This is a genomic window from Citrobacter sp. Cpo089, assembly GCF_030332695.1.
GTDB classification, from domain to species: domain Bacteria; phylum Pseudomonadota; class Gammaproteobacteria; order Enterobacterales; family Enterobacteriaceae; genus Citrobacter; species Citrobacter portucalensis.
The window spans coordinates 1-13459 of record NZ_JAOWHJ010000023.1 but is presented as its reverse complement, the minus strand read 5'-3'; the positions used below and the strand labels follow the sequence as shown (position 1 = coordinate 13459).

General features: G+C 55.1%; 8 protein-coding genes. 2 read left to right on the top strand and 6 right to left on the bottom strand.

The window, feature by feature from the left end:
- Positions 1-58: 58 nt before the first annotated feature.
- Entirely contained in the window at positions 59-1690 is a 1632-nt protein-coding gene (locus OGX92_RS03210) for a Na/Pi cotransporter family protein (protein WP_003826514.1), read from the bottom strand.
- Between the two features lie 207 nt (positions 1691-1897).
- Positions 1898-5581, bottom strand: coding sequence for a methionine synthase (gene metH, locus OGX92_RS03205; protein ID WP_003826511.1), 3684 nt, complete (start codon positions 5579-5581; stop codon positions 1898-1900).
- Between the two features lie 195 nt (positions 5582-5776).
- On the opposite strand from metH, the gene iclR reads away from it, so the two are divergent.
- Positions 5777-6601, top strand: coding sequence for a glyoxylate bypass operon transcriptional repressor IclR (gene iclR, locus OGX92_RS03200; RefSeq protein ID WP_003826510.1), 825 nt, complete (start codon positions 5777-5779; stop codon positions 6599-6601).
- Between the two features lie 86 nt (positions 6602-6687).
- On the opposite strand, the gene aceK is transcribed toward iclR, so the two are convergent.
- The 4 genes from aceK to metA all read right to left on the bottom strand — a co-directional run bounded on the left by aceK (position 6688) and on the right by metA (position 12707).
- On the bottom strand, positions 6688-8469 hold the full coding sequence (gene aceK, locus OGX92_RS03195) for a bifunctional isocitrate dehydrogenase kinase/phosphatase (RefSeq protein WP_003826508.1): 1782 nt from the start codon (positions 8467-8469) through the stop codon (positions 6688-6690).
- A gap of 102 nt (positions 8470-8571) precedes the next feature.
- Complete coding sequence (gene aceA / locus OGX92_RS03190) at positions 8572-9876, bottom strand: isocitrate lyase (protein ID WP_003826506.1); 1305 nt, start codon at positions 9874-9876, stop codon at positions 8572-8574.
- Positions 9877-9907: 31 nt separating this feature from the next.
- A complete protein-coding gene (aceB, locus tag OGX92_RS03185; protein WP_032942053.1) occupies positions 9908-11509 on the bottom strand; it encodes a malate synthase A in 1602 nt (533 codons plus the stop codon).
- Between the two features lie 268 nt (positions 11510-11777).
- Positions 11778-12707 carry a homoserine O-acetyltransferase MetA gene (metA, locus tag OGX92_RS03180; protein ID WP_003826503.1) on the bottom strand — a complete coding sequence of 310 codons (930 nt, stop codon included), beginning with the start codon at positions 12705-12707 and terminating at the stop codon, positions 11778-11780.
- A 158-nt stretch (positions 12708-12865) separates the two neighbouring features.
- Between metA and OGX92_RS03175 the strand changes: the two genes are divergently transcribed.
- A complete protein-coding gene (locus OGX92_RS03175; protein ID WP_240389561.1) occupies positions 12866-13303 on the top strand; it encodes an acetyltransferase in 438 nt (145 codons plus the stop codon).
- Positions 13304-13459: the final 156 nt, after the last annotated feature.

Here is a 13459-nt window from a genome sequence, read left to right as displayed (position 1 = left end):
CGACAACATTGCCGGATGGCGGGATAAATGCCTTATCCGGCCTACCGCTTCACCTCACTCAAAAATCATCCCGCCCATCGTCTTCATCCGGCTGTTCCAGCACGCTGTAAGCCACGGAGCAAAACAGCGAGTTCAGACGCTGCATATCGCCCAACAGCGCCAGGTGCAACGAGCTGGTCTCGATGCTCTGCACGTTCTGCTGATGCAGACGGTCAACGTGCGCATGCGAATAACGACGATTGAGAATACGGAAGCGGTGCTTGCTGCGGCGCAGACGACGGGCACTGGTCACATCTCCTGAGAAGAACACCGACATCGCCAGCTGCAGATTGCTGAGCAACTGATCGTAGAGCGCATCCAGTTCTTTCAGCCCTTCGACAGAGAATGCCCGGCGGGCGGCCAGCGACTTATCGGCTATCTCGCTGCCCATACGTTCGACAATATCGGAAGCCTGCTCAAGGTTGAGCGACATTTCGATAATCTCCGCCCAACGGCGCGATTCCTCTTCCGCCAGCTCATCCTTTGGCATCCGCGCCAGATAGAGCTTAATTGCCGTGTACAGCACGTTAATGTCGTCCGCCATCCTGCGCAGCTCTTTTTCTTCACGCGGCTCGCCATGCATCACCTTCTTCAGCCCGTCCATCATCTGCTCCATCGCGTCGCCGATACGCAGGGCTTCACGGGCGGCATTGGCCAGAGCGAGCGTCGGCGTATCCAGCGCGCTGACGTCCAGATGTTTGGGTTTAAGATGTGCATCCAGCTCCGGCTCATCGCGGATGATGCGCTTACAAAAACGCGCCATCGGTTCGGCGAACGGCACCATCGCCACGCAGCGCACCAGGTTGTAGAAGACGTGGAAGTAGATAACCAGTTCAGATTTCGGCAGCGGCAGTTCATCCATCAGATTGGCCAGCGGATGAACAAACGGCAGGATAATCAGGCTCCCCACCAGCTTAAACAGCAGGCTACCGAGCGCCACACGACGTGCTGCGGCGTTAGCGGCGCTGTTATTCAACATCGCCAGCAGGCCGGACCCGAGGTTGGCACCAATCACCAGACACAACGCCACCGGGAACGAGATAATACCTGCCGCGGTCAGCGTGGCCGTCAGCAGCACCGCCGCCAGGCTGGAGTAACTGATAATCGCAAACATGGCGCCAATCAGCGCATCGAGCATAATATCGCCGGTGAGCGAGGCAAAAATAACCTGTACCCCATTCGCCTGGGTGATCGGCGTTACCGCCTGCACAATCAGCTCCAGCGCCAGCAAAATCAACCCCAGTCCAATACCAACCCGCCCCAGTTGCCCCACGCGGGACTGCTTACGACCGAGAAAGAAGATCACGCCGATAAAAATCAGCAGTGGCGACAGCCAGGAGAGATCGAAGGTCAGGATACGCGCCATCAGCGCGGTCCCCACGTCGGCGCCGAGCACTATGACCAGCGCAGGGGTGAGCGCCACGAGATCTTGTGCAACAAACGAGGTCACCAGCATGGTGGTGGCGTTGCTACTTTGCACCAGCGCCGTTACGCCGATACCTGCACAAAAGGCGAGCGGCTTCTTTTCAACGCTACGGCTGAGCACGGTACGCAAGCGGGCGCCAAAGACGCGCATCACGCCGGTACGCACAATATGCGTACCCCAAACCAGCATCGCGACGGCAGAAAGCAGGTGTAACAGAGTTAACACGGAATCAGGTTCTCCTTATTTTGGCTCATTTGCCTGATGGCGCTTCGCTTATCAGGCCTACAAATCATCCCTATGCAGACCGGATAAGGCGTTTACGCCGCCATCCGGCAACGGCCCCCTTTCAGTATAAGGGTTTAAACGTAATAAAGAGACAGGGCACTCATTGAGCGCCCTGTTTGTTGTAAAGAAAGATGACAGTTTTGTGAATCAGTCGGCGTCATAGCCGAGGTTCGGCGCTAACCAGCGCTCCACTTCTGCCACGCTCATGCCTTTACGGAAGGCATAATCTTCAACCTGATCGCGCTGGATTTGCGCCACGGCGTAGTACTTGCTGTCCGGATGACTGAAATACCAGCCGGAGACCGACGCGCCTGGCCACATGGCGAAAGATTCGGTGAGTTTCATCCCGGTGTGCGCTTCCACATCCAGCAGCTCCCAGATGGTGGCTTTTTCGGTGTGTTCCGGACACGCCGGATAACCCGGTGCCGGGCGAATCCCCTGGTAGTTTTCGCGGATTAGCTCCTCGTTACTGAGATTCTCATTCGCCGCATAGCCCCAGTAGACTTTACGCACGCGCTCATGCAGATATTCTGCGAACGCTTCCGCCAAACGGTCAGCGATCGCTTTCACCATGATCTTGTTGTAGTCGTCGTGCTGGGCTTCGAAGGCATCCGCCAGCGCATCTTCTTCCAGACCACCGGTCACCGCGAAAGCACCGATGTAATCCGCTTTGCCACTCAATTTCGGCGCGACAAAGTCAGACAGGCAGTAGTTGGCGAAACCGACTTTTTCCGTCTGCTGGCGCAGATGATGACTCACGTTGATGACGTGCGTACGCGTCTCGTCACGGTAAATCTCGATGTCGTCACCCACGCGGTTGGCCGGGAATAAACCCACCACGCCGCGCGGATTCAGGGTCTTCTCAGCGCTGAGTTTATCCAGCATGTCGTTGGCGTCTTTGAACAGGCGCTTCGCCTCTTCTCCCACCACCTCATCTTCAAGAATGCGCGGGTATTTCCCGGCCAGCGACCAGGTCATAAAGAACGGCGTCCAGTCGATGTAATTGCGCAGAGTTTCGATGCTAGCTTCCACTTCCTGCACGCCCAGACGGTGCGCCACCGGCGGGGTATAGTTTTCCCAGTCGAAGGCCAGATCGTTGTCGCGGGCAGCCTGTAACGTTACTGGCGGGGTACGCGGTTTCTTACGCGCATGCTGGATACGCACGGTTTCGTACTCTTTACGCGTACGGGCGACAAAGTCATCGCGCTGGGTGTCAGAGAGCAGCGCAGCCACCACGCCAACGGTACGCGAGGCGTTCTGCACGTACACCGTCGGGCCGCTGTAGTTCTGCTCAATTTTCACCGCCGTGTGCGCTTTTGAGGTGGTCGCACCGCCAATCAGCAGCGGAATAGTGAATCCCTGACGCTCCATCTCTTTCGCCACGTTGACCATTTCATCCAGCGACGGGGTAATCAGCCCGGAAAGGCCTATCAAGTCGGCATTCACTTCACGCGCCGTTCTGAGGATTTTCTCCGCTGGCACCATCACGCCAAGATCGACGATTTCGTAGTTGTTACATTGCAGCACCACGCCAACAATGTTTTTGCCGATATCGTGCACATCGCCCTTCACGGTCGCGATGACCATTTTACCGTTGCTGGAGCCTTTCTCTTTGCTGGCCTCAATGTACGGTTCGAGGTACGCCACCGCCTGCTTCATCACGCGGGCGGATTTCACCACCTGCGGCAGGAACATTTTGCCTTCGCCGAACAGATCGCCAACGACGTTCATGCCGTCCATCAGCGGTCCTTCAATAACTTCGATCGGACGCGCTGCCTGCTGGCGCGCTTCCTCAGTATCCAGCTCAATAAACTCGGTAATGCCTTTCACCAGCGAGTATTCGAGGCGTTTTTTCACGTCCCAGGTGCGCCATTCCGCCATCTGGGCATTCGCCGTATCGTCAGTTTTGCTGCCGCGATATTTCTCTGCCAGCTCCAGCAGTCGTTCGGTGCCATCGTCACGACGGTTGAGGATCACATCTTCAACCGCATCGCGCAGCTCGGCGGGCAGGTCGTCATAAATTGCCAGCTGTCCGGCGTTGACGATCCCCATGTCCATGCCGTTGCGAATGGCGTAGTAGAGGAATACCGCGTGAATGGCTTCACGTACCGGGTCGTTGCCACGGAACGAGAATGAAACGTTAGAGACGCCGCCGGAGATCAGCGCGTGCGGCAGTTCGCGTTTGATGTCTTCACACGCGCCGATAAAGTCCTGCGCGTAGTTGTTGTGCTCATCAATACCGGTCGCGACAGCAAAGATGTTCGGGTCGAAGATGATGTCTTCCGGCGGGAAGCCCACCTCTTCGGTAAGAATTTTGTACGCCCGACGGCAGATTTCGATTTTACGTGCGCGGGTGTCGGCCTGCCCTTGCTCGTCAAAGGCCATCACCACCACCGCGGCACCGTAGCGACGCAGCAGCTTCGCATGATGGATAAAGGTCTCAACCCCCTCTTTCATCGAGATGGAGTTAACGATGCCTTTACCCTGAATGCACTTCAGGCCTTTCTCGATGACGTCCCATTTCGAGGAGTCGATCATAATCGGCACGCGGGCGATATCCGGCTCACCGGCGATCAGGTTGAGGAAACGCACCATTGCCGCTTCGGCATCGAGCATCCCCTCATCCATGTTGATATCGATGATCTGCGCGCCGCTTTCCACCTGCTGACGGGCGACGTCCAGCGCTTCGCTGTATTTCTCTTCTTTGATCAGGCGTTTAAACTTCGCCGAACCGGTGACGTTGGTACGCTCGCCGACGTTTACAAACAGGCTGTCGTCGCCGATGTTCAGCGGCTCAAGGCCGGAAAGGCGGCAGGCAACCGGGATTTCCGGCAAGCGGCGCGGCGGTAAGCCATCCACCGCGCGGCTCATGGCGGCGATATGTTCCGGCGTGGTGCCGCAGCAGCCGCCGACGATATTCAGGAAACCGGCCTCAGCCCACTCGCGAATCTGCGTCGCCATGGTATCGGCGTCGAGATCGTATTCACCAAAGGCGTTCGGCAGACCGGCGTTCGGGTGCGCAGTCACATAGCATTCGGCAATGCGTGACAGTTCCTGCACGTACTGGCGCAGCTCGTCCGGACCTAACGCGCAGTTCAGACCGAAGGTCAGCGCATCGGCGTGGCGCAGGGAGTTGTAGAATGCTTCGGTAGTCTGGCCGGAAAGCGTACGGCCGGAAGCGTCGGTGATGGTGCCGGAGAGCATAATCGGCAGCTCAACGCCCAGCGCTTCGAATTCAGTTTTAACCGCGAAAATAGCGGCTTTGGCGTTCAGAGTATCGAAGACGGTTTCAATCAGGATCAGGTCACTGCCTCCTTCCACCAGCGCTTTGGTGGATTCACGGTAGGCGGCCACCAGCTGATCAAAGGTAATGTTGCGGTAAGCCGGGTCGTTAACATCAGGCGAGATAGACGCCGTACGGTTCGTTGGGCCGAGCACGCCCGCGACGTAGCGCGGTTTTTCCGGCGTGCGCGCCGTCCATTCGTCAGCCGCCGCACGCGCCAGTTTGGCTGCCGCAAAGTTGATTTCCGCCGACAGGGATTCCATCTGGTAATCCGCCATGGCGATAGTCGTCGAGTTAAAGGTGTTGGTTTCGATGATATCCGCGCCCGCCTCAAAGTAGGCGTTATGGATGGCGGCAATCACCTCCGGTTTGCTGAGCACCAACAGGTCGTTGTTGCCTTTCAGATCACACGGCCAGTCGGCAAAGCGTTCGCCGCGGAAATCCTCTTCGCTCAGACGATATCCCTGGATCATGGTGCCCATACCGCCGTCCAGCACCAGAATACGTTCATTTAACTGCTGACGTAATTGTTCTACTTTGCTGCTCACACTCGCTCCCGACAACGCTCAACCAGACCGAAAAAAACTCAACAGGCCATACTGGCACAAACCTGAGAGGCGGAAAAGAGAACAACGGCCAACATGAGACATGTTCAGCTTCACTCATCCGATCAGTACAGGAATTCTTGCATTATAATTGAATAAAACGAAAATGATTTCCACGATACAGAAAAGGAGTCTGCCATGGTAGCCACTGTCCCCGCGAAACGCGGTAGAAAACCCGCCGCCGCTACTGCACCTGCAACCGGGCAGGTTCAGTCTCTGACCCGCGGCCTGAAGCTGCTGGAGTGGATTGCGGAATCGAACGGCAGCGTGGCGCTGACCGAGCTGGCGCAGCAGGCTGGCCTGCCAAACTCCACGACTCACCGTTTGCTGACCACCATGCAGCAGCAGGGTTTTGTCCGTCAGGTGGGTGAATTAGGCCACTGGGCCGTAGGTGCGCATGCGTTCATCGTCGGCAGCAGCTTTTTGCAAAGCCGTAATCTGCTGGCGATTGTGCATCCGATCCTGCGCAAGCTGATGGAAGATTCCGGTGAGACGGTAAACCTGGCCGTGCTGGATCAAAGCGATCATCAGGCCATTATTATCGACCAGGTGCAGTGCACCCAACTGATGCGCATGTCCGCGCCTATCGGCGGCAAGCTGCCGATGCACGCCTCCGGTGCGGGTAAGGCGTTTTTATCCCAACTGAGCGAAGAACAAGTGACTGGCCTGCTGCACCGCAAAGGCCTGCATGCTTATACACACGCCACGCTGGTGTCACCAGTGCATCTGAAAGAGGATTTGGCCCAGACGCGCAAGCGCGGCTATTCCTTTGATGATGAGGAACATGCGCTGGGTCTACGCTGCGTGGCGTCGTGCATTTATGACGAGCACCGAGAGCCGTTTGCTGCGATTTCCATCTCCGGACCCATTTCGCGTATTACCGACGATCGCGTGACCGAGTTTGGCGCCATGGCGATCAAAGCGGCGAAAGAAGTGACGCTGGCGTACGGTGGATTTCGCTAAGATGGGGTTGCCGGGTAGCGGCTACGCCTAACCCGGCCTACTGTCCAGGGTTAGTGCAGATTTGTAGGCCTGATAAGCGTAGCGCATCAGGCACGGCGCACATTGCCGGATGGCGGCGCAAGCGCCTTATCCGGCCTACGGTCGGTTTCATAACGTACGCTGAACCGTTGCCGACGCCGGTAGGCGTAAACATCTTCCACGTGACCGTTTTTGATGCGCGTCTGTAGGCCGCGCCAGTAGTCAGCGCTGAACAGGTCAGCGTGCATCTCTTCAAATAGCGGCCCTATACGCGGGTCGGCACATAGCCAGTGACGAAACTCTTCCGGGAAGACATCTCCCGGCGATACGCTGTACCACGGCTCAGCGCTCATCTCATCTTCCGGGTAGCGTGGCGGCGGGATATGGCGGAAATTCACCTCCGTCATGTAGCAGATTTCATCGTAGTCGTAGAACACCACGCGCCCGTGACGGGTCACGCCGAAGTTCTTAAACAGCATATCGCCGGGGAAAATATTGGCGGCGGCCAACTGACGAATGGCGTTGCCGTACTCTTCAATGGCATCGCGCAGTTGCTGACCTTCGACCTGCTCCAGCCAGATATTCAGCGGCACCATCCGTCGTTCAATATACAGATGGCGAATGACGATCTGATCGCCGAGATCGGTAATTTTTTCCGGGGCTTCCTGCAATAACAGCGCCATCAGCGCCGGATCGATTTGCCGTTTCTCCAGCACAAAATTCTCGAATTCCTGGGTGTCAGCCATCCGCCCAACACGATCGTGTTCTTTGACCAGTTGATAGCAGGCGCGGACGTGGGCGGCAGACATCTCTTTTTGCGGGGCAAATTTGTCTTTGATGATTTTAAACACCCGGTCAAAACCCGGCAGCGTAAACACCAACATCACCATGCCGCGGATCCCAGGCGCTTCAATAAACTGCTCATCGCAATGGGCAAGATAGAGCAGATATTCGCGGTAACTTTCGGTCTTCGCGTGTTTCTGACAGCCAATCGCCATGTACAGTTCGGCGGTGGTTTTACCGGGCAGGATCTCGCGCAGCCACTCCACCAGCGCTGCGGGCAAAGGGGCGTAAACCATAAAATAGGAGCGGGCGAAGCCAAACACAATACTCGCCTCCGCCGTCGTGGTCAGACAGGTATCGACAAACAATTCGCCTTCATCAGTCCGGTGGATTGGCAGTAAAAACGGTAGCGTCCCCGAAGGAGTAATCAACTTACCGACCAGCCAGGCAGCCTTATTGCGATAAAACAGTTCGTTCGCCACCTGTAAATGGCAACCCGACAACACATCCGCTCCCAGGGTTTCGGTCAGGTGTTCGATGATGTAGTGGATATCACGATGTTTGTTCTGCCACGGCAGACGCAGGGGCAGATCGCTAAGGACGCGTGTCAGCAGCCACTCCCAGCCGGTATCCGGAAAAAAGTCTTTCGCCAGCGGACGTGGGATCGTGCGAAAACGGCGCTCTGGCTGAGAACTGAAAATAAACAGCCGCTCGGGAGTCAGCGAGCGGTGGTCAAATAACCGACAGTAAACGGAGTTAAAGAAACTCTCCGCAATCTCGAAGCGCGGGTAATCCGGCAGTAGCCGGGTGTAATGCTCTTTCACGCGAAGTAAAAAATCCGCGTCGGTACTTTTGCCGTCAGTAATGCAGCGCAACTGCTCCACCACCAGACCCACGTGATGATCGTAAAGGTGAATACGGCTTTTCATCGCCTGTTGAACCGCATGCCAGTCAGCATGTTCAAAACGCTGCTGCGCGCCGGAGGTGACTTCCAGAAAACGCCCGTACTGGGCGTCGAAACCTTGCAAAATAGTCTGAGCAATCAGTAATTCCAGGCCACGCGTCATCAATGTCTCCCATCCGGCACAACGTCATGCCGGATGGCGCGTTCGCTTATCCGGCCTACATCCCTTCGTAGGCCCGGTAAGCGCAGCGCCACCGGGCATTAATCAAAACTGCGATTCTTCGGTCGAGCCGGTCAGCGCGGTCACCGAGGAAGCTCCGCCCTGAATGATGGTGGTGACTTTATCGAAGTAACCTGTGCCCACTTCCTGCTGATGGGAGACGAAGGTGTAACCGTCTTTAGCTGCCGCAAATTCTGGCTGCTGAACCTTCTCAACATAGTGGCGCATGCCTTCACCCTGCGCATAGGAGTGCGCGAGGTCGAACATGTTGAACCACATGCTGTGGATACCCGCCAGGGTAATGAACTGGTATTTGTAACCCATATCCGACAGCTGCTGCTGGAAGCTGGCGATGGTTTTGTCATCCAGGTTTTTCTGCCAGTTAAACGACGGCGAACAGTTGTAAGCCAGCAGTTTGCCAGGGTATTTCGCATGGATCGCATCGGCAAATCGCTTCGCCAGCTCAAGGTCCGGCGTGGAGGTTTCACACCACACCAGATCCGCATACGGTGCGTAGGCCAGGCCACGACTGATCGCCTGCTCAATACCCGCATGCGTACGGTAGAACCCTTCGCTGGTACGTTCGCCAGTGATGAACTCGCTGTCGTATGGGTCGCAATCAGACGTAATCAGATCGGCTGCGTCAGCATCGGTACGTGCAATCACCAGCGTCGGCACACCCATGACGTCGGCTGCCAGACGGGCGGCCACCAGTTTCTGGATAGCTTCCTGAGTCGGAACCAGCACTTTGCCGCCCATGTGACCACATTTTTTCACCGATGCGAGCTGATCTTCGAAGTGAACGGCCGCTGCACCAGCCTCAATCATCGATTTCATCAGTTCAAACGCGTTCAGTACGCCGCCAAACCCTGCTTCCGCATCGGCAACGATCGGCAGGAAGTAATCGACATAGCGAGGATCGTTCGGCTCAATACCGGTTGACCATTGGATCTGATCGGCGCGACGGAATGTGTTGTTGATCCGATCCACCACCGCCGGGACGGAGTTCGCCGGATACAGCGATTGGTCCGGGTACATGCTGGATGCCAGGTTGGCATCTGCCGCCACCTGCCAGCCTGAAAGGTAGACCGCTTCAATACCGGCCTTCGCCTGCTGCAGCGCCTGACCGCCGGTCAGCGCGCCGAGGCTGTTGATATAACCTTTCTTCGATTCGCCGTGCAACAGACGCCACATTTTCGCCGCGCCAAGCTGCGCCAGCGTGCATTCCGGGTTGACCGAGCCACGTAATTTCACCACTTCCTCCGCGCTATATGGACGGGTGATGCCTTCCCAGCGCGGTTGAGTCCATTCTTTCTGTAATTCTTCGATTTGTTGAGTACGGGTTTTCATGTGCAGATGCTCCATATTGTTATGTGGTGAATTACGCCAGCAGGCGGTAGCCTGGCAGGGTCAAGAAATCGATCAGTTCATCAGAGGTAGTGATTTGCTCCATCAGGCGCGCAGCATCGTCAAAACGCCCGCTGCTGTAGCGGTGTTCGCCCAGCTCGTCCTGGATCACCAGCATCTCTTCGGCCAGCATCTGACGGAACAGCGGTTTGGTAACCGGCTTGCCGTTGCTGAGCGTCTTCTCGTGGTGGATCCACTGCCAGATGGAGGTACGGGAGATTTCGGCGGTGGCCGCGTCTTCCATCAGACCGTAAATCGGTACGCAGCCGTTACCGGAGATCCACGCTTCGATGTACTGCACCGCGACACGGATATTGGCGCGCATGCCTTCTTCAGTACGCTCACCTTCACAAGGTGCCAGCAGTTGCTCTGCGGTAATCGGGGCATCTTCTTCACGGGTCACGAACAGCTGATTTTTGTTTTCACCGAGTACGTCGTTGAACACCGCCATAGCGGTATCGGCCAGTCCCGGATGGGCAATCCATGTGCCGTCATGACCGTTATTCGCTTCCAGTGCTTTGTCCGCTTTTACCTTGGTCAAAACCTGGTTGTTACGTTCCGCATCTTTGCTGGGAATGAACGCTGCCATGCCGCCCATCGCGAATGCGCCACGTTTATGACAGGTTTTAATCAGCAGACGCGAATAGGCGCTGAGGAATGGTTTATCCATCGTCACCACCTGACGGTCCGGCAGCACGCGATCCGGGTGGTTCTTCAGTGTTTTGATATAGCTAAAAATGTAGTCCCAACGACCGCAGTTCAGACCCACAATGTGGTCACGCAGGGCGTGCAGAATTTCGTCCATCTGGAAGACGGCAGGCAGCGTTTCAATCAGCAGGGTCGCTTTAATGGTGCCGCGCGGCAGGTTAAAGCGGTCCTCTGCATAGCTGAACACTTCGCTCCACCATGCCGCTTCTTGCCAGGCCTGCGTTTTTGGCAGATAGAAATAAGGGCCACTGCCTTTCGCCAGCAACGTTTTGTAGTTGTGGAAGAAATAGAGGGCAAAGTCGAACAGGCTGCCCGGGATAGATTCGCCACGCCAGGTGACGTGTTTTTCCGGCAGATGCAGACCACGAACGCGACATACCAACAGAGCCGGATTAGGCTTGAGCTGATAAATTTTACCCGCTTCGTTGGTGTAGCTAATGGTGCCATTGACCGCATCGCGCAGGTTGATCTGCCCGTCGATAACTTTGCTCCACTCAGGAGCCAGTGAATCTTCGAAGTCAGCCATAAAGACTTTGACGTTCGCGTTCAGCGCGTTGATGACCATCTTGCGCTCAACGGGTCCGGTGATCTCTACGCGGCGATCCAGTAAATCATCAGGAATTCCGCGAATTTTCCAGTTACCTTCACGAATGGAAGCTGTTTCCGAAATAAAATCAGGCAACTTACCGTCATCAATATCCTGCTGCTGCTGGATACGTGCAGCCAGAAGTTTATTCCGTTTTGGCGTAAATCTTGTCACCAGTTCAGTCAGAAACTCCACAGCTTCAGCGGTCAGAATTTGCTGTTCCTGTTCGCCACGCGGCCTGGTAAAGACCAGTTCATCGGTTGTCGTTGCCTGTTGATTCATTGCGTAGTTCCTCGTCATTGATCCAAACACATCCCCAATGCGAACGAAGGATCGTTGTGCGCTTTTCGTTCAGCACAACTAAGACTACTCATTTAAATTTCAAAATCAAAAACAATTTCCATTTTTAATTTAATTATCAATTAACCTATTGATAACAATATAAATAAAATTTAATTACACGATGAGGTGCGTTTCGGAAATAAAAAAGGCACCCGAGGGTGCCTGATTCAATATGCTGAAACGCTTAAGGATCGTCTGCTACAGAAGATTAATCCAGCGTTGGATTCATGTGACGCAGATCATATGGCGTGATCTGGTAGACGTAATAGTTGAGCCAGTTGGTAAACAACAAATTACCGTGGCTACGCCAGGTTGCCCGCGGTTTGTTTTGCGGGTCATCTTTCGGGAAATAGTTATAGGGTACTTCCGGCGATAAGCCCGCTTCGACGTCACGAAAATATTCGCTGCCGAGTGTATGGTCGTCATACTCAGGATGACCCGTCACGAAGGCGATACGTTTGTCTTTGCTGGCAAACAGGTAGGCATCTCCCTCTTCGGTTTCAGCAAAGATCTCGAGATCGGTGTAGTCGCGAATAAGCGCTGCAGGGAAATCAGCATAGCGGGAATGCGGGGCCAGGAACGCATCATCGAATCCACGCGTCAGAAGCGCATGAGGGTGCAGAATATGGTGCTCATAGACGCCTGAGAGTTTGTCCGTGCGGGTTTGCTTGGGAATTCCGTACAGGATATTCAACGCGGCCTGCACCGCCCAACAGACAAATAGCGTCGAGGTAACGTGATCTTTGGCCCATTCAAGCACTTGCTTAATCTGCGGCCAGTAAGCCACATCATTAAATTCAACCAGGCCCAACGGCGCGCCGGTCACGATCAACCCGTCAAAGTTCTGATCGCAGATATCCTCGAAATTACAGTAGAAGTTATTCAGATGCTCCGTTGGGGTGTTGCGTGACTCGCGGGCATCGATGCGCAATAGCTGAACATCAACCTGCAGCGGTGAGTTAGACAGTAAGCGCAGGAACTGGTTTTCCGTTTCAATCTTCTTGGGCATCAGGTTGAGGATGAGCACCTTCAGTGGACGAATTTCCTGACCGGAAGCGCGGGATGTCGTCATCACGAAGACGTTTTCCTCACGCAAAAAATTGACGGCGGGTAGCTCGTCCTGCACGCGAATTGGCATAACCTGATAACCTCACAACATACGTTTAAACGTTTAGACATCCAGATAGCTGAAGATACCCAGGAATCATGCGAATGTCGAGCCTGCATCCTCAAGTTGAGAAAGTTTCACGGCTCCTTGCTGTAGAATAGTGCAGTAAAGAAAAAAAGGAGAATGCTATGAACCTTACCATTCGTCGTTCGCGTCAGGACGAAGGAGATAAGTTAGTTTCTATTTGGTGTCGCTCAGTAGATGCCACGCACCATTTCCTCTCTGCGGATTATCGGATTGAGCTGGAGGAGCTGGTACGTTCATTTTTACCAGAAGCCCCTCTGTGGGTTGCAGTGACAGAACAGGATGAGCCCGTCGCCTTTATGCTCCTGACCGACCAGCATATAGATGCTTTGTTTGTCGATCCGGATGTGCGTGGTAGTGGCGCTGGTAAACTGCTGATTGAACATGCTTTATCAATGAGTTCAACGCTAACAACCAATGTTAACGAGCAGAATGAGCAGGCGGTTGGATTCTATAAGAAGATGGGATTTAGCGTGACGGGACGTACAGAGGTGGACGATCTCGGACGACCGTACCCGTTACTCAACCTCGTACGAGGGTAGCAGGACTAGCTTTTGTAGGCCGGATAAGGCGATACGCCGCATCCGGCAGTGTGCAGACGCGTTGCCTGATGCGCTACGCTTATCAGGCCTACAAAATACGTTCAGCCCGGCCCCTGCAGGCCGGATAAGGCGGCACGCCGCATCCGGCGGTTTTCA

What these genes read in the sequence shown, in the direction of transcription:
- iclR (WP_003826510.1), top strand. Translation starts at nt 5,777, where the DNA reads ATGGTAGCCACTGTCCCCGCGAAACGCGGTAGAAAACCCGCCGCCGCT.
- aceK (WP_003826508.1), bottom strand. Translation starts at nt 8,469, where the DNA reads ATGACGCGTGGCCTGGAATTACTGATTGCTCAGACTATTTTGCAAGGT.
- aceA (WP_003826506.1), bottom strand. Translation starts at nt 9,876, where the DNA reads ATGAAAACCCGTACTCAACAAATCGAAGAATTACAGAAAGAATGGACT.
- aceB (WP_032942053.1), bottom strand. Translation starts at nt 11,509, where the DNA reads ATGAATCAACAGGCAACGACAACCGATGAACTGGTCTTTACCAGGCCG.
- metA (WP_003826503.1), bottom strand. Translation starts at nt 12,707, where the DNA reads ATGCCAATTCGCGTGCAGGACGAGCTACCCGCCGTCAATTTTTTGCGT.
- OGX92_RS03175 (WP_240389561.1), top strand. Translation starts at nt 12,866, where the DNA reads ATGAACCTTACCATTCGTCGTTCGCGTCAGGACGAAGGAGATAAGTTA.